6 protein-coding genes are annotated in these 18,666 nt (G+C 70.3%); 1 reads left to right on the plus strand and 5 read right to left on the minus strand.

Annotated features, from left to right (window positions below; all coding sequences use genetic code 11):
- Window positions 1–16: 16 nt before the first annotated feature.
- From OG194_RS32265 to OG194_RS32285, 5 genes are all read right to left on the minus strand, one after another.
- The gene (locus OG194_RS32265; protein ID WP_327404293.1) at window positions 17–1,183 is read right to left on the minus strand and encodes an acyl-CoA dehydrogenase family protein; all 1,167 of its coding nucleotides are present in this window, start codon (window positions 1,181–1,183) and stop codon (window positions 17–19) included.
- A 661-nt stretch (window positions 1,184–1,844) separates the two neighbouring features.
- On the minus strand, window positions 1,845–3,065 hold the full coding sequence (locus OG194_RS32270; RefSeq protein WP_327404294.1) for a cytochrome P450: 1,221 nt from the start codon (window positions 3,063–3,065) through the stop codon (window positions 1,845–1,847).
- A 220-nt stretch (window positions 3,066–3,285) separates the two neighbouring features.
- Window positions 3,286–4,713, minus strand: a complete 1,428-nt coding sequence (locus OG194_RS32275; protein WP_327407280.1) for an oxygenase MpaB family protein — start codon at window positions 4,711–4,713, stop codon at window positions 3,286–3,288.
- A 56-nt stretch (window positions 4,714–4,769) separates the two neighbouring features.
- Window positions 4,770–5,504 carry a polyprenyl diphosphate synthase gene (gene uppS, locus OG194_RS32280; RefSeq protein WP_327404295.1) on the minus strand — a complete coding sequence of 245 codons (735 nt, stop codon included), beginning with the start codon at window positions 5,502–5,504 and terminating at the stop codon, window positions 4,770–4,772.
- A 247-nt stretch (window positions 5,505–5,751) separates the two neighbouring features.
- Window positions 5,752–9,753, minus strand: a complete 4,002-nt coding sequence (locus OG194_RS32285) for a LamG domain-containing protein (RefSeq protein ID WP_327404296.1) — start codon at window positions 9,751–9,753, stop codon at window positions 5,752–5,754.
- A gap of 252 nt (window positions 9,754–10,005) precedes the next feature.
- Here OG194_RS32285 and OG194_RS32290 point away from each other — a divergent pair, with 252 nt between their 5' ends.
- Window positions 10,006–18,663 carry a polymorphic toxin-type HINT domain-containing protein gene (locus OG194_RS32290; protein ID WP_327404297.1) on the plus strand — a complete coding sequence of 2,886 codons (8,658 nt, stop codon included), beginning with the start codon at window positions 10,006–10,008 and terminating at the stop codon, window positions 18,661–18,663.
- The last annotated feature ends 3 nt before the right edge of the window (window positions 18,664–18,666 follow it).

An 18,666-nucleotide genomic window follows, 5' to 3' on the forward strand; every position in this document is an offset into this window, starting at 1 on the left:
GTCGTCAGCACCGGGCTCAGCCGATCCGCAGGGGGGCGCCGTTCAGGAACTCCCGCAAAGGGGCGCCCATGCGGGCCCGCGACGGCGGGTGGAAGGTGAGACCGGTGGCGGCGGAGGCGAGGTACGTGCTGTCGGGCGCGGTGATGAACGCCATGCCGCCGAGCGCCGCCTGGCAGGCCGTGGTGGTGCGGGCGATGGCGTCCTGCGCCGCGTACCGGGCCGACAGGGCGTCGACGAGCAGCGCGTCGCTCCACGCCTCCGTGTCCATGGCCCGGGCGACCGACTCGACGCCCAGCATCGCGGCCTCGATGTCGACCAGGAAGGGCGTCGGGTCCTGCGGGCCGCCGGCCTTGTCGAGGACCCGCTCGACGAGGGCGCTGGCGATCCCGATGTACCCGGCGGTCAGCAGGAGTTCGAACCAGAGGAAGCCGGCGATGTTCAGTTCGTCGGGTACGGCGTCGGCGGTGACCTGGGTGAACACCACCATCGCGGGGTCGAGTTCGACATCGGTGAGCACGACCTGGTCGCTCTCGGCGCCCGCGAGCACGGGGGAGCTCCAGAAGGGGCGTACCTCAAGTCCCGGTGATCCGGCCGGGATCAGGGCGACGGCGAGCCGGTCGACCCCGTCGTCGTCCTTCATCATCACGGACGCGGTCAGGAGGTCCATGGAGCGGGACAGGCTGCACGGCATCTTGCTGCCGTTCAGCACGATGCTTCCGCTGTTCGTGCGGCGGGCGGTGATGTGTGGGCCCAGGATGTTCTGGCCGGTGTTGCCCTCTGCGAATCCGGAGGCGAGCAACAGCCCTTCCTTGGCGATGGCTTCGAGGAGTAGGGCTTCCGCGCCGCTGGCGTTGGCGCTGCGGTTGGCGTTGGCGTTGGCGGTGCCGTACGTGGCGGCCTGGACGAGTCCCGCGATCGAGAAGTGGTGCATGGTGGTTGCCACCGCGAGGGAGGGGCAGCGGGAGCCGACTGCACGCTGTACCCGTACGGCCTGGAGGGGGTTGGCGCCGATGCCCGCGTTCTCGGTCGGTACCAGGAGTGCGGGGCCGCCTGCCGCGCGGAACTCGGCGATGGCGGGGCTTGGCGCGGTCTCCAACTCGACCAGCGGGTGGCGGGCGAGGGCCGCGTCCAGGCCTGGCAACAGGGCTTCCACGGTGGTGCGTTCATGGTGCAGGAACTTCACGGGGGTGCCTCTCGTCCGGCTGTGGCGGGGCCGGTGGGGGTGGGGGTGAGGGGGCGGTGGGGTGCGTGTGCCGGGTTGGGGGTGGGTGGTTTGGGTTGTGTGCGGGGTGCGGGTGGGTGGGGGCTGGTCGCGCAGTTCCCCGCGCCCCTAGGGGGATTGGGGTGGGGGGAACTGGATGGCGGGGGCGCATCCGGATGGTGGGGGCGGAGCCAGGTGGTGGGGCGGAGCCAAGTGGTAGGCCGGATCCGCAAGGTCGGCCGGCTCTGGATGTTCGGCCGGACTCGGATGGTGGGGGTGGCCTGGATGGTGGGCCGGAGTCGGTTGGTGGGGGTGGCCTGGATGGTGGGCCGGAGTCGGTTGGTGGGGGTGGCCTGGATGGTGGGCCGGAGTCGGTTGGTGGGGGTGGCCTGGATGGTGGGCCGGAGTCGGTTGGTGGGGGTGGCCTGGATGGTGGGCCGGAGTCGGTTGGTTGGGGTGGCCTGGATGGTGGGCCGGAGTCGGTTGGTTGGGGTGGCCCGGATGGTGGGCCGGAGTCGGTTGGTGGGGGTGACCCGGATGGTGGGCCGGAGCCGGACGGTGGGCCGGAGTCGGTTGGTGGGGGTGGCCCGGATGGTCGGGCGGAGGCGGTTGGTGGGGGTGGCCCCGGTGGTGGTGGGTGGTGTCAGCCGTTCGCTGTCAGTGGGAGTTTCTCGAAGGACCGCAGGCTGATGGAGTCGCGGCGGCGGGGCGGGGCGGACGCGGTCAGGGACGGGAAGCGTCTCGGGAGTTGTTCGAGGAGTTCGGCGCCCTCCACGCGGGCGAGTGCCGCGCCCAGGCAGTAGTGGAGTCCCGCGCTGAAGCCGAGCACCTTGATGTCGTCGCGCCGGATGTCGAACGTGTCGGGGTCCGCGTGCCGTTCGGGGTCGCGGTTGGCGGCGGCGAGCACGGTGGTCACGTTGGCGCCCTCGGGGACGGTCACCCCGGCCACGTCGATCGGCCCGGCGGCGATGCGCTCGGTCATCTGCACCGGAGTGTCCCAGCGGAGGCTCTCCTCCACGGCCCGCGCGGCCAGTTCGGGTCTGCTCACGAGCAGGTCCCACTGATCCCGGTGGGTGAGCAGCGCGTGCACCGCGAGCCCGAGCAGGCCGGCGGTGGTCTCGAAACCGGCGATCAGGACGAGCACGAGGGTGTCGACGAGTTCGGTCTCGGTGAGCCGGCCGTCGTCGGCGTCGCGCACCGCCAGCAGGACCGAGGTGAGATCGTCGGCGGGCCGGGTCCTGCGCAGGGCGATGAGGTCGGTGAAGTACGCGCGCAGCGCGATCACGGCTCGGTCGGCGCGCTGCCAGTCCTCGGGGGAGCGCACGGGTTCGAGGAGCCGGCCGATGTCCTGGCCCAGCCGGTGGAACTGCCGCTGCTCCTCGACGGGGACCCCGATGAGATGGCCTACGACGGCGACGGGCAGCGGATATCCCACGAGTTCCTGGAAGTCGGCGCCGCCGCCGTCCGAGGTGGCGTCGGCGAAATCGTCGAGCAGCCGCGCGGTGATGTCCCGCACGGTGTGCCGCAGCGCGGCGACGCGGCGCGCGCTGAATCCGCCGCCGACGAGCCGCCGTAACCGGGCGTGGTCGGTGCCGTTGCTGCGCAGCAGCGAGGAGTAGAAGAATTCCGCGCTCGGCCGGTCACGCCGGTCGGGCACCTCGCGCGCGCACCAGTCGAGATCGGGCACCAGAAATTCGGGATCGGTGAGGACGGCTTGACAGTCCGCGAATCGCGTCAGGAAATACGTGTTGAATCCGGCGTTGTAATAGACGGGTTCGGTCCGCCGCAGCTCCGCGAGTGCGGGGTACGGGTTCACCCTGCCCTCCGGGGTGAACATCGAGAACAACAGCGTTTCCGGACCCACCTGATCCTCTCCGGTCCTCTTCTATCTCTTCCTTCTCATCTCTTCCCGGTACGGATCTTTCTTGTACGGAGAGAAAAGAAATGCATCGTTATGCAATCTATTTGCGTATTGCAGCTTAACTATCCCTTCAAGTGTGCTCTGGGTTTTATGTCGGGTTATGTGTGATTTGGGTGGTAATGCGTGCCCGTAACGAAGGAGGTGGGGAACGCCGGTACGAATGTCACGCCTGGGCGAGCAGCGGGTCGTACGGGGTCGAGCGCCGGCGGCCGGACATGAAGGTCAGGAAGTCCTTGACGAACGCGCTGCGGGTGTACGCGCCGCTTGTGCCTGTGCCTGTACCTGCGGTGTCGCGGTGGAACGCGGTCCGGAACAGGGCCCGGTACTCGTCCGCGTCGATGTGCTGGTTGCCGTCCTTGTCGGTGACGTCGAAGAGGACCTCGGCCACTCTGATCAGCGCGGGTCCGGCCAGGGACGGGGCGGCCGCGCCGTACTCCTGGGCGCTGACGCGGCCGTCGCCGTCGGTGTCCAGGGCGCTCTGGAGCTCCCGCCACCAGTCGGCGTAGGCGTTGTAGAGCCTGGTCTCCTCGGGCTCGTCGAGGTCGAGGCGGGTGGACAGCTCGCGGGCCATGGCGGCGAGGTCCGGCCAGTCCAGGTAGCCGTCGCCGGTCTGGTCCAGCACCTCGCGGAAGAACTCCTCGGCGTCGCGCCGCATCTCTCCAGGCGCAGCGGGCTCCGGTTCCGGTTCCGTGGCGAAGGGCGTGACGAGCCGGAGGAAGGCTCCGGCTCGCTTCATCTTCTCGTGCAGGGCGCGGACGGTCCGGGCGCGAGGGTCGTCGCTGTCGGGGGTGAGCGCCAGCAGGTCGGCGATGTTCTCGGCGCGGATCCAGCCGTCGGGCAGGAAACGGGCCAGGCCCACGGTCAGGTACGCGCTCTGCATCAGGGTCTGGGCGCCGAGCAGTTCGGGCAGCCCCGCCCGGCGGCGGAACGGCTCGGGCAGCGAGGCCACGGTGATGGCCCCGATGACCGGACCGGCGACCGCGCGGCCGAGCGCCCACAGGGTGGGCAGACCGTTCAGCAGCGGCGGAGCGGGAAGGTGGTCGAAGAGCTTGTAGAGGATGATGCGCATCGCTTCCGTGTTCTCCAGCTCCTCCTCCACCACACGGTCGTAGTACCGCCAGAACTCGTGCAGTGTGGGCGGCAGTTGACCGGCTTCGTCCCCCAAGGCGCCGAGGAACGCCTGGAATTCGGCGTACAGCCTCTCCATGGACCGCTGTTCCAGGGGCTGTCCGCTCAGTCGCAACATGGTGACGGTGCTCTCGAACAGCGTCGCCACCACCCAGGCGCGCGCCTCGGGGTCCATCGCGTCGTACGGCCGGTCGCGGGCGTCGGTCCCGTTCAGCCGCGCGTGCAGCCGGTTGAGCCGCGCCGCCTCCCGCTGCCGTACGTCGTCGTCGGCGCCGAACATGCGCCGCAGGCTCAGGAAGGTGTTCTGGAGCCTGCGCCAAGGGTGGGCGACGAACGTGGAGTTGTCGATCAGGGCGGCGCCGATCTGCGGATGCGCGGCCTCAAGTACGGTCGCCCGCACCACGGCCAGGGCCCAGCGCGCATCGCTGAAGAACTCGTCGAACTGCGAGCCGGGGCCGAACATGGGTGTCAAGTCGCCAGCCGGGCGCGGCTGTTGGGGGATGCCGGAACCTGCGTCGGTCACGATCGAAGTTCTCCGTTCGGGAGGGGCGGGAGGCCGTTCGGGACGGGCGGGACGCCGCCGAAACGGCGTTCGCGTTGCCGGTAGGCGTGCAGGCACTCCAGGAAGTGCGGCGCGCGGAAGTCGGGCCACAGCACCGGCGGGAAGACCCACTCGGCGTACGCGACCTGCCACAGCATGAAGTTGGAGATGCGCTGTTCGCCCGAGGTACGGATGACCAGGTCCACATCGGGGGTGTCGGGGAAGGGCAGATGGGCGGCGAAGGTCTGCTCGGTCACGCCGTCGGCCGGCACGCCGTCACGGATCAGCGACCGTGCGGCCTCGACGATGTCCCGGCGCCCGCCGTGGTCGAAGGCGACGGTCAGCGTCAGCCCGCGGTTGCCGTCGGTCAGCGTCATCAGGTCGGCGAAGTCCCGGGCCAGCGCCGGGGGAATGCGGGGATCGGAGACGCCGAGGAAACGGCAGCGGATCCCCCGCGCGTGCAGCAGCGGGGCGTGCTTGCGCACCACCCGGCGCACCAGCCGCATGAGGAAATCGACCTCGGCACTCGGGCGCCCCCAGTTCTCGGTGGAGAACGCGTACATGCTCAGCCACTCGACGCCGGCCGCCCGCGCCGCCTCGATGACGTCGATCGCGGTCGTCTCCGCGGCACGGTGACCGGACGTTCGCGGCAACGACCGCTGAGCCGCCCACCGCCCGTTCCCGTCCATCACACACGCGACATGCCGCGGCACCGCACGCGGCCCCTCGCCACCCGCCCGCCGAGCGCCGGAACCAGAACCAGAACCCCCGACGGCCTGCCGAACTGTCACGCCCGCCCCCCGACAGCGCGGCTCACCGAGCTGATCCGACCACCCCGGCCGGTGATCACCTCAACCAGCGTGTCAGCGACCGGGGTTGTGCCAGGCGGGAGTTCCGGGACTTCACTCTTGGTACCTCCGTCCGAATCGGGGATCCGGGCGGAGCCTCAGGTCACGGTGGTCAGTCGAGTTGGGTGACCTTCGGGGTGTCGCCGGCCGACGCGGCGTCCGCCGGGGGCAGGGCCGTGGGATAGACACGGATGCCGCTGATCGCTCCGTTGGTGTATTCGCCGTAGGCGCCCGAGGACTGTTTGCGGCCGATCTGGAAGGGGCCGGTGGCGTTCCAGGGGGTGTAGGTCCAGTCCCTGGTGCCCGTCAGCCTGCCGTTGACGTACAGGCGGATCTCCTTGGCGCCGGCGTCGTAGACGCCGAGCAGGTGGGTCCACCGGCCCGCGGTCGCCTGGCTGCCGTAGACCGCTCGCCAGGTGGCGGCGGTCGTGTCGGTGCTGTGTCGGCCGAAGGCCCAGGCCTGGGTACCCGCGGAGTAGTACAGCTGGAAGCCGTTGTTCACGGTGCCGTTCTGGGAGAGGAACGTGCTGTTGGTCGTGGTGGAGAGCGAGTTGAGCTTGACCCAGGCGGACACCGTGAAGCTCTTGGACGTGTCCACGGCGGGGCCGCTCGTGGCGCCGTAGCCCGTGGTACCGGTCAGGTCGAGGGACTTGCCGCGGGTGCTGTCGGTGGTCCAGGAGTAGGCGCCGGACAGGCTCGCGTTCAGGGTGCCTGTGCTGTCGGCGGTGGTGGTGCCGGTGCCTTCGGCGAGCTTCCACCAGTGGGTGGCGGTGTCCGTGACCGAGCCCAGGGAGACCGGGGCGGCGAAGTCGTAGGTGGGCGGGGAGGTGAGGACCGGGCTCTGCCGGTAGTTGTACTCGACGAGTTGGCCGAAGGCGTTCACGGTGTAGAGGTCGGGCTTGCCGTCCGGTGCGCCGAGGCTGGTGTCGCCGAAGGCGACGGGGCTGTTGACGTCGCCCGGCGAGGCGACCACCGGGTACGCCGTCGGCGGCAGCGTCAGCCGCAGGCTGGTGTGGACGGTGGGGTGGAGCAGCGCCGGGACGAGGGTCGTGGCGTCCACGGTGATCGGGTAGCTGTAGAGCTCGCCGGTCGCCTTGTCGCGTGACCACAGGACCGGCAGGCCCTTGAAGGTGCCCGCGGCGATCAGCGTCTGGCCGGTCCAGTCGCCGTCGCCGAGCAGGATCGGGTTCTTGAGGTGGTAGCCGCCGTCGGACTGGTAGATCCACAGCTCCTTGTTCTCGACGGTGATGACGGCGGGGTAGTCGGTGGTGTTGCCGAACACGTTGCCGGGCGTGATGAGTTGGCTGATGTTCCAGGTGTGGCTGTCGTAGTCGGTGCCGCGGCAGCGGGTGTCGTCCGCGACGATGTCGGCGGTCGCGCAGGCGTCCTTGGTGACGAGGTCGTACCGCTTGCCGATGAAACCGCCGAGCGCGGAGTACGGCGCCCTCGGGAAGGACGCGTCGTCCAGTGGGTCGAGGTCGTTCTTGACGACGTAGAACTGCTTGGTCGTCGTGTTGTACGCGAAGAGGTCGTCGCCGTTCGCCCCGTGCAGGTTGCCGCGGTGGGCGATCAGGAAGTTGTTCCAGCCGGTGCCGCCCGGTGACTCGTCCTTGGTGGACACGGTGACCGGGCCGTCGACCGGCGGCGCTGTGTCGACCGGACCGGTCTGGACCGGGGCGGCGGCCTGGGCGGGGTCGTGGTCGCCCGGGATCAGGTCGAGGTCGCCCGTCTTCGTGGTGGCGAGCAGGTCGGGCACGCCGTCGCCGGTGATGTCACCGGGCTTGACGGTGGTCGCCGGGTTCCAGGGGACGGTGAAGGTGTAGCCGTAGGGGCTGGTGGAGATGTTGCCCGCCTTGTCGACGCCGGCCACGTACAGCGTGTGCACGCCCCAGTCGCGGATCGGGACGGGGATCGTGGCGGTGGACCTGCCCTGGCTGTCGGTGCCGGTGACATCGACGCTCTGGCCGTCCGCCGCGGTGGGCGGGGAGTCGAGCTGCCACAGGAACGAGTCCATGCCGCTGGATTTGCAGGGGCCGGGGGCGCAGGTGTCGTCGCTCGCCGGGCTGTCGGCGCCGGCCACGGTGAAGTTCGTGGTCTTGCCCGGTCCCGCGTAGACCACCGGGTCGGCGGTTCCCGAACCGACCGGCGGGAAGGACGGGTTGCCGGTCACCTCCGGGGTCGGCGGGGCGGTGAAGTCGGTGGAGAACCAGCAGTGGTCGGACTTCGCGGAGGTCAGGTCGGAGGCCGAGTCGTCCTCGGCGTAGACGTCCCAGCCGTACTGGTGGCCGTCCTTCAGCGTGGCGCCGATCTTCATCGCCGCGTCGGTGCCGGAGTCCAGGAACGCGCTGTCCGGGGTGGACACGGCGGTGCCGTTGCCGTCGCCGTCGGGGTCGACCGTGCGGTCCCAGACGTAGTAGTGCGCCTTGACGTTCTCGCCGGACATCTGGGTCGTGACGGTCGAGTGCAGGGTGATGTTGCTGCCCGCGTCCGAGTAGGTGGTCGCGCCGATCCAGCCTACGCCGCTGGTGGTGCAGGCGGCCGAGGCGCCGGTGGCGGGCGGGGTCATGCGCAGGTCGGTCGGTACGGCGGGCGGGATGTCGAACTTGGTGGTGAGGGTGAGCGTGGTCGACATCCGCAGATAGTCGTCGTTGCCGGAGGTCTGCGACTCGTTGCCGTAGAGGCCGATGGTCCAGGTGTTGGAGGCCGCGCCGAAGGTGCCGTCCGCGTCGTAGCCGTCGCCGTCCTGGTCGGCGATTTTCTGGGCCCCGTCCTTGAGGTGGAAGGTGGCGGTGCTGTTGCTGCACGAACTGCCGGAGTTGGCGCCGCTGGGCACGGTCTCGTCCACCGGGGGGAAGGCGCTGTCGTGGGTGCCGGGCCGCGACAGCCAGTCGGTGCTCGCACTGATCGCGTTCACGGTGTGGAGCGTGAGCGGCTGGTTGTGGGTGCAGTCGTAGCTGGCCGCGAAGGTGGTGGCGATCTTCACGTAGGCGTCGGAGACGACGAACGACGGATGCAGTTTGCTGGTGTCGATCGCCCAGTACGACCGCTCCAGGCCGTTGCCGCAGGCGCCGCCCCACTGCTGGTAGCCCGCGCCCTGGCCGTTGGTCTGCGCCTTGTCGTACTGCGGCGCGTTGTCGCAGGTCGAGCTGGAGTAGACCTCGGTGTAGTGGCCGGCGGTGGAGGAGACCGGGTTGGTGTACGGGTCGATGTACACCGGGTACGTGGTGTCCGGGCCGGTGAGCAGGCCGGCGTCCGGGGTCAGCGTCACGGCCTTGCTCGTGGCGGTCATGGCGACCGGGACGGTGGTGGCACCGGGGCCCGGACCGTCCACGGAGGACTTCTGGCCCGGGGCCTGGCCGTCCGGCTGGCCGGCGGGCGCGGTGCTGCCGGAGTCCCACATCAGCGGCCGGGGACTGGTGTAGTCCAGGTCTCCGTCGGAGGCCGTGGCGCTCATGCTGTCCGAGTCGGTGGTGGCCAGCGTGAGGTCGTGGGTCGTGGCGGCCAGCGTGAGCTTCTTCAGCTCGGGGTCGGCCGCGGCGGCGGCGGAGTGCACGATCAGCACGTCGCTGAAGCCGCCCTGGTCGGTGACGGACACCGACAGGTCCACGCCGGGCAGCACCGACGGGTACAGCGCGGTGTCGCCGCCGACGCTCGGTGCGGGCAGGGTGAACGGCAGGGTCAGGGTCATGCCGGGACCGTCGGCGTGGGTGAGGGTGACCAGTGGTCCGGTACCGCCGCCGGAGAGGGTGACGCCGTTGGGGGTGGCCGTCGGGGTGTAGCCGCCGTGGCCGTCGGCGATCAGGGTGGCGTCCAGCGGGGTCCAGACACCGTCCTTGAGGACGCGGGTCGGCAGTGCGCTGGTGGTGTTGGTGAAGGAACCGTCCGGCAGGGCCTCGGTGGTGGAGTCCTCCGTGGTCAACGCGTCCACCGGGACGGACTTTCCGTCGGCCACGGCCCGGGTCTGCGCGGCCAGCAGCGGATCCGACGGGGCTGGTGCGTCGGCGGCGGCGGGCAGCACCGGCAGGGCCGTCAACAGGCCCAGGGCGGTGGCCAGGAGGGCAAGTCGGCGTGCGGGGACGGCGCGTCTGCGGCCGCCGGGTATCGGTGGTCTCACGGGCGGGCTTCCTTCGGGTCGGGTGGGCCTCAGGCGGCGATCAGGGCCTGCGGAAGCCCGGTTGTCGGACGGCACTGATCATTTCGGCACAGAAACTGCACAGGATCTGTCAAGCAAAGGCACGGATATTTCATGGAATAGGCAAAGAGTCTTGAGTCGCGATCATGGCCGTACTTAGCCTCCGCTCGATCACTCACCCGTGTGGTCAAACGATGTGACGGCCCATCAAGGCCGTGCTCCGGGGGGTTGCACGTGAGTGGCAGACGGCGCTGGTTCGTGGGCGTGTGGCACCGAAGACTCCTTGGCGGCCTCGGCCTGTGGGCCGTTCCCGTCGCCCTCTTCGCGCTGCTGCTGCCGGTGGCCGTCGCCGCGGGGTTCGGCACCCCCGGCTTCCTCCCCGGCCACTCCGACGACCCCGCCTTCGGCCATCACGGCGGCTTCGCGTTCGACGGCACCGTGTGGAAGCCGAAGAAGCTCCCGGCCACCCCGGCCGTGGGCGCACACCTCCTCCAGCCGAAGGCGTCCGCGCACCCCAAGGGATACAAGGCGCCGGGAACCTACCGGGCGCGGTCGGCGCGGTGGCCCGCGGCCGACACCGCCACCGTCGCCCTGGGCGGCCGTGCCACCGCGAAACCGGTCAAGGCCGGCGACCTGCCGGTCTGGGTCGCGCCCGCCGGGCAGGGGACCGGTGCCGGTGAGGTGCGCGTACAGACCGCGTCCCACGCCCAGACCCTCAAGGCCGGGGCCAACGGCATGCTGTTGGGCATCACCCCGTCCGGCGCGGCGTCCGCGCACGGCAAGGTGAAGGTGGTCGTCGACTACGCGTCGATCGCCAAGGCGTACGGCGGCGGCTACGGTTCGCGACTGCGGCTCGTCCAGCTGCCGGGCTGCGCGCTGACCACACCGGAACGGCCGGAGTGCCGCAAGCCCACCCCCGTCGACTTCACCAACCGGGCGGGCGCCGAGCAGTTGACGGCGACGCTCACTCTGGCCTCGGCGGCGACGGACGGGACGGTACCGGCGACTTCACCGTCGCCGTCCGCGTCCGCATCCGCGTCATCCTCTTCGTCCCCCTCGCCCTCCGCGTCACCTTCCTCGTCGCCGTCACCGGCGAGCGACACGACCGGCCCGCGGACCATGTCGGCCCGCACCGCCCCGCTGACGGCGGCCGCCGCCGCGGACACCACCGCGCTGGCCGTCACCTCCGGCACCTCCGGTTCCCAGGGCGACTACGGCGCCACCGCGCTCTCGGCCGCAGGCACCTGGCAGGCCTCCGCCACCGGCTCGTTCACCTACGCCTACCCCGTCTCCGTGCCCGCCGCGATCGGCGGCAACGCACCCTCCGTAGGCCTGAGTTACGACTCGCAGTCCGTCGACGGCGAGACCACCGCCCGCAACTCCCAGTCCTCCTGGGTCGGGGACGGCTGGAGCTACCAGGTCGGCTCCGTGGAGCGGAGCTACCGCAGTTGCGGCTCGCTCCTCGACTCCGACGGCAAGAAGATCCTCAAGGGCTCCGGTGACGAGTGCTGGGGCGGGGACAACGCCACGCTGTCCTTCGGCTCGCACTCCGGTGTGCTGGTGCCCGACGGGGTGGACACGGGAGTCGCCGGCGAGATCAAGCAGTGGCGCCTTCAGGGCGACGACGGCACCGTCGTACAGGAGCTGTCCGGAGCCGCCAACGGACTGCACGACGGCGTCTATTACCGGGTCCTGACCACCGACGGCACCGCGGCCTACTTCGGCGCCGACCACGCGCCCAGCGGCGCCGGCACCGACGCCACCATGGCCTCGACCCCCGCCGACGACTCCACACACTCCGCGTGGGGCGTGCCGGTGCTGCACCCGCGCTCCTCGGACCCCTGCAACACCAGCGCCAAGGGCAAGGCCTCGCAGTGCGACAAGCCCGAAGGCTGGCGCTGGAACCTCGACTTCGTGGTGTCGCCGACCGGATTCGTGCAGCGCTACGACTACACCACCGAGTCGAACTACTACGACCTCGGCGGCGGCCAGGCGGGCGAGACCGACGACCCGGACGACACCGGCACCCTCACCTCGTACACCCGGGGCGGCGCGCTCACGCTGATCTCGTACGGCTACACGCTCGCTGACGAGAAGGCCGGGCGGACCCCGGCGGCCGAGGTGGACTTCGGCCTGGCCCAGCGCTGCCAGACCACCGGCACGTTCACCGACTGCTCGGCCGGCAACCTCAAGGACAGCACCGCCACGCACTGGCCGGACGTGCCCTGGGACCTGCACTGCGACTCGACGGACAAGACCAAACTCCCGGACGGCGCCACCAAGGTGCCCGAGGACGTGTGCGTCACGGCGGGCCCCAGCTTCTGGACCACCACCCGCCTCGACTCCATCACGACCAAGGTCCATGTGAAGGCGACCGACCAGCTCACCGCGGTCGACTCCTACAAGCTGGGCCAGGTCTACTCGGACGCGGGCGGCACCGTCGACCCGGTCACCGGCACCACGGTGGACCCGAAGGACGCCGGGATGCTCCAGGCCGTGATGTGGCTACAGTCCGTCGGACACACCGGCAAGGGCACCTACGACAACGGCAACAGTGACATCGCGCTGAACCAGGTGTCGTTCACCGGCACCGAGATCGACAACCGGGTGAACGACGACAACCCGTCGGCCCCGCCGCTGTACCGGCCGCGCATATCCAGCATCCAGACCGAGACCGGCGAGTCGATCGCGGTCGAGTACAACTCCGCGCCCTGCGCGGGCAAGACGCTGTCGATCGCCCACGCGGACAGCAACACGAACTCCTGCTATCCCGTCTACTGGAGCGTCCCCGGCGCGTCCAAGCCGATCGCGGACTGGTTCAACAAGGTCACCGTCAACAGCGTGGCCGTGTCCGACCTCACCATCGCCGGCCAGTACAAGCCCGACGCCCAGAAAAATCCGGCGGGCTCGGAGACCCAGGTCTCCCGCTACAGCTACGCGGGCCCGGCCTGGCACCGCGACGACTCGGCGCTGACCGACGACCAGTACCGGACCTGGGACCAGTTCCGCGGCTTCCGTACGGTCACCGTGCAGACCGGGCAGACACCGGAGCCGGTCACCCAGCAGACCACCACCTATCTCCAGGGCATGGACGGCGACTACCGGGCCGACGGCACCCGTCGCTCCGTCACCGTCGACGCCAAGGCGGGCGGCAGCACCGTCCTGAGCGTCACCGACGCCGACCAACTCGCCGGCGCCACGCTTGAGGACGACACCTACACCGAGGCCGGCGGCACGGTCGACGCGGTCAGCGTCAACGGCCCGTTCACCTTCGCCACCAGCGCCTCAGCCGATCAGACGCCGTGGACGGACTGGACCCAGGAGGACAACCCCGGCGACACGAAGCCGGCCCTGTCCACGCTGCCCGACCTCACCGCGCACCGGATCTCCACCAGCAGCTCACGGGAGTACGAGCGCCTGGCGGACGGAAGTTGGCGGCACACGACGACCGACACCTCGTACGACGGCCAGGGCCGCCTCTCCACCGTCAACGGACATGGTGACGGCACCGATCCGAACCAGGAGAAGTGCGCCACCACGACCTATGCGAGCCCGCCGGCGTCGAACTCGATGATGCTGTCCTACGCGGACCGGGTCACCTCGGTCATCGGCTCCTGCGGAACCGCGGTCGGCGCGAGCAGCCTGCTGACGGACAAGAAGATGTACTACGCGGGCGACGGCACCCTCTCCGGCCTCGGCACCTTCGGCCAGGTCACCGCCGCCGGGCAGGTCACCGGCACCCAGACCGCCACCGGCTTCACCGGCTCCACGGAGAACTGGCAGACGACGTCCGCCATGGACTACGACGGCGGCGGCCGTGTCACCGACTCCTACGACGCCACCGGACAGAAGACCCACACCGACTTCGACCCGGCGTGGAGCAGCTCCGGCGGCAACACCGACGCCACCGGCAAGTCCTCCGTCAACAGCCAGGGCTGGAAGGTGAGTTCGACCCTCGACGCACTGCGCGGACTGACCCTGGAGAGTGTCGACGCCAACGGCCGCAAGACCGACATGACGTACGACGCGCTCGGCCGGCGCACCGCCGTATGGCTGCCGGGCCGGGACAAGTCGTCCGGACAGAGCGCGGACGAGACCTTCGCGTACTCGATCGACCCCGGCGCCGTCCCCGCCCCCGGCGACACGGTCACCCAGCCGGGCGCCCCGACCTCGGTCACCTCGAAGACGCTGCGCGAGGACGGCACGTACGCCACCTCGATCACCATCTACGACGGGATGCTCCAGCCGCGCCAGACCCAGTCCACCGCGATGGGCGACTCCGACTCCGGCCGGATCGTCTCGGACACCTTCTACGACTCGCACGGCTGGCAGACCGCGTCGTACGCCGGTTACTCGGAGCCGGACAACCTCCCCTCCACCACGCTGTACGCGGCGAACGAGAACCAGATCCCCTCGGAGACCACCACCACGTACGACGGCCAGGGCCGGCCGCTGCGGCAGACCCTGTGGCACCAGGCCGTCGAGCAGTGGCACGGCTCCAGCAGCTACCCGGGCGCCGACGAGGCCGACACCACGGCTCCCGCGGGCGGCCGGTCCACGGCCACCTTCAGCAACGCCGTCGGCCAGACCACCAGCACGGTCGTGAAGAACACCGGCTCCACGGCCACCCTCACCGGCGGCTCGGTGATCCCCTCGGGCACCTCGCTGACCTCCGACAGCGTGCGGCTGTCGATGCAGGCCGACGGCAACCTCGTGCTCTCCGCGCTGGCGACCGGCAAGACCGTCTGGTCCTCCGGCACGAGCGGAAACGCGGGCGCCTGGGCGAAGTTCGGCACCGACGGCAACCTGGCCGTCTACAGCACGGCCGCCGCCCAGCTGTGGAGCACGGGTCTGACGGCGAGCACCGGCGCCACCTTCCAGGTGCGCGACGACTCCACCGCGGCCGTCGTCTCCTCCGCCGGTTCGGTGCTGTGGAAGCAGGGCACGGCAGGCGCCGTCCCGGCGGCCGACGCCACCACCCGCTACACCTACACCGCCGCCGGCCAGATCGACTCGATCAAGGACAGCGCCGGCAACGCCTGGTCGTACAAGTACAACTCGCTCGGCCAGAAGACCTCGCAGACCGACCCGAACGCCGGAAAGACCACGTACGACAAGTACGACCTGGCCGGCAACCTCCTCCAGACCACCGACCCGCGCGGCCAGGCGCTCTCCTTCACCTACGACTGGGACAACCGCCCCACCGCCGAGTACGCCGCCGCCTGGTCCGCGAGCCCCGACTCCACCAAGCTGCTCGCCTCCCGGGTCTACGACACCCTGGAGAAGGGGTACGAGACGTCCGCGACTCGCTATGTCGGTGGCGCCTCGGGCAAGGCCTACACGCAGGCGGTCACCGGCTACAACACCGCGTACGAGCCGCTGGGCACCACCATGACGATCCCGGCCGCCGAGGGATTCGCCGCCGCCGGCCAGTCCAGCGCCCCCACCAGCGGCACGGTCACCTACACCTCCACGTCCCGCTACACCCCGACCACCGGTCTGCTGTCCACCGCGCACTACCAGGCGGACGGCAACCTGCCCGCCGAGGACATCGACTACGGCTACACCCAGCAGGGCAACCTCGACGGCATCGGCGGCTTCATCAGCTCCGCCAACACGCCCGCCTATGTGGACACCACCGTCCACGACGCGTTCGGACGCGTCCTACAGACCAACTACGGGCCGACCGGCAAGGAGCTGGCGACCTTCGCCCAGTACGACGCCACGACCGGACGGGTCACCCAGACGTCGAGCATGCTCCAGACGTCCACGACCGCCCTGGACGTCGTCAACCTCCGCTACAACCAGGCCGGCGAAGTCACCTCGATCGACGACCTCCAGAACAACACCACGCACGACACCCAGTGCTTCACCTACGACTCCTTCCAGCGGCTGACCGCCGCCTGGACGGACACCGCGGGCATCACCGACCCGAACGCCGCGGCGGTCGGCGCGGTCGGCGGCTGCACCACGGCCAGGGTGCAGACCGGCACCACGTCCCCGATCAAGACGTCGACGGTCGGCGGTCCCGCCCCGTACTGGCAGACCTACACCTACGACCAACTCGGCGACCGCACCGGCACGGTCACCCACGACACCACCGGCAACGCCCTCAACGACACGACGCAGAGCATCAGTTACCCCGGCACCGACGGCACCGCGCCGGCCACCCTGCCCGACCAGGCGGGCACGGCCACCCTGGCCAACCCCGGCACCGGCACCGCGACCACCACCCCGACGTACACCGACCCCGCCTACGCCAACGTGAACGCGGGCGACACCATCAGCCGGAAGGTCACGTCCACCGGGCCGCTGTCCACCGCGTTCACGATCTCCGGCGGCGGGAAGCGGTGCGTCGAGGACGCGGGCGGATCGACCACGGCGGGCGCCAAGGTGCAGATCGCCACGTGCGGCGCGGCCACCAGCCAGAAGTGGACGATCGGCACCGACGGCACGGTCAAGGTCCTCGGCCTGTGCCTGGACACCACCGGCAACGCCACCACCGCGGGCACCCTCGTGGTGATCGACACCTGCAAGACGGACGCCACCCAGAAGTGGAAGGTCACCACCACCGGCACCCTGGTCCCGGCCGCCAACAGCGCGGTCTGCCTGACCGACCCGGCGGCCTCATCCACCGCCGGCACCCAGCTCACCATCGCCACCTGCGGCGGCAGCGGCCAGACCTGGACCGGCGCCGCCACCGGCGCCGTACCGGCGGGCCAGTCCCAGACCTTCACCTACGACGCCGAGGGCCGCACCGCCACCGTCGCCACGACCTCCGGCACCCACACCAACACCAGCAAGTACCTCTACGACGCGCAGGGCGACCTGCTGGAGCAGACCGCCGCCGTCGACGGCACCGACAAGACCCGCGTCCTCTATCTCTTCGGCGGCGCCGAGCAGATCACGCTCAACGTCTCCGCCAAGACCTGGACCGGACTGCGCAACGTCACAGGCCCGGACGGCACGACCGTCACCCGCTCCAGCAGTGGCTCGGTCAGCTACCAGATCGCCAACGGCCAGGCCACGTCCGTCACCGCCATCGACGCGTCCGCCCTGACCGTCACCCGCCGCGCCTACGACCCGTGGGGCAACCCGCGCGGCACAAAGCCGAGTTCATGGGTGGCACCGGACGAGAACCACGGCTTCCTGGGCCAGCCGGCGGACGCCACCACAGGGCTCAACCTCCTGGGCGCCCGTAACTACGACCCGGTCACCGGCCGCTTCCTCACCCCCGACCCCCTCTTCGAACCCGGCGACCCCAACCAGATGGGCGGCTACACCTACGCCGCCGACAACCCGGCGAGCGGGGCGGACCCGAGCGGTCTGATGCTGGTGAACGACGGCGGCGGGGGAGCCGGCTGCGACGCCAAGTGCGCCTCCGCCAACGACAGGGCGGCCGCCGACACCAGCACCTCCAGCGGTCAGAAGAAGCACCACAGCGGAGGCTGCCACGGCTTCTTCGGCTGCGCCGGGCACTACTTCAAGAAGGCCCTGCCCGTGGTCGCCACCGTGGTCACGGTGGTCGTCGTGGTGGTCGCCGTCGCGGTGGTCGTCTCGGCCTGCGCCGGAACCGTCGTCGCCGCACCGGCCTGCGTGCTCGGCGCGGCCGAGGGCGTCGGAATGCTCAGCGGCATGGTCGGCGGCGACTGCGCGGCCATGGGCTGTGGTGGCGGCGGATTCGCCGCGGAGGAAGGCGACTCACCACCCGCGGGAGGCGGCGGCGACGCGGCCCCCAAGGCCGCCGCGGAACCGGCCCCGCACGACGGCTCCGGCAGCTCCGGCGGCTCGGGCGACGCCGCGGGCGACGCGAGCGCGGGCAAGGACGCCGCGAGCGACGCGGCCGGCAAGAACGCGGCCGAGCCGAAGAAGTCCGACGTCCAGCAGGACGCGGCGGCCGCACGGAAGGCGTCGGCGTCCTCGGACGACCCGGGCACGGGCAACTCGGGGACGGAGGAGGGCGGCCAGTGCAGCTTCTCGCCGGATACGCCCGTCCTCATGGCGAGCGGCAGGACCAAGGCGATCGGCAAGATCAAGACCGGTGACAAGGTCGAGTCGGCCGACGCCAGGACCGGGAAACACTCGGGCACGCGTGACGTCGTCGCGACACTCGTCCACTACGACAAGGATCTGATCGACGTCACGGTGAGCCCGGGCCACGGCCGTAAGGCGACCCTGCACACGACATCGAAACATCCCTTCTGGGATGTCACCCTGCACACCTGGGTACCGGCGGGCAAGCTGACGCCGGGAGACTCGCTCACCACGGAGGACGGCCACCACGTTCTGATCGCCGGGGTACGGGCGACGCCGGGGGCGGCCTACCGGTACAACCTGACGGTCCGCGAGTTGCACACGTACTACGTGGTGGCGGGCGGGGTACCGGTGCTCGTGCACAACGCCTGTAAGGTCGCGGGTCATTCGAACATGTGCGACTGCCACAGCACCAAGGTGGTACGCGGGATCGAGGCCGGCCCCGGTGACACGGTCGTGCTCGGCGTCCTGAATCTGGGTGAGCCGCTCGCTCGGCAGGAGGGGGGCATGACCTTCAACGGCCCCAACTACCAGAATTACCTCAGCATCAGCACGCCGCAGTGGGTGGACGAGGTCAACGCGGCACTTCAGAACCCGGGCGTCGATATCGTGGTGGACCTGGGCACCCTCGACAAGGACATGAAGGGCTCGTTCACCCCCATCGAGATCTTCATGAACGCGGTCACGAACGGCAAGAACAACGGATGGAAGGTCGGTCGAGGCACGGAGTGGGAGATGTACAGAATCCACTACTACGCCGTGGTGGACTCTGACGGGCCGCGTGACTGGGGAGGAATCAGATGGTTCATGAACGGCAACCCCGTGCCGAAATCGCAGATGCCGAAACCTGCGGGATGACGA

Origin of the sequence: Streptomyces sp. NBC_01288 (assembly GCF_035982055.1) — a bacterium.
Classification (GTDB): domain Bacteria; phylum Actinomycetota; class Actinomycetes; order Streptomycetales; family Streptomycetaceae; genus Streptomyces.

Coding starts and splice junctions, on each gene's coding strand:
- OG194_RS32275 (WP_327407280.1), bottom strand. CDS start 4,713: ATGTTCGGCCCCGGCTCGCAGTTCGACGAGTTCTTCAGCGATGCGCGC.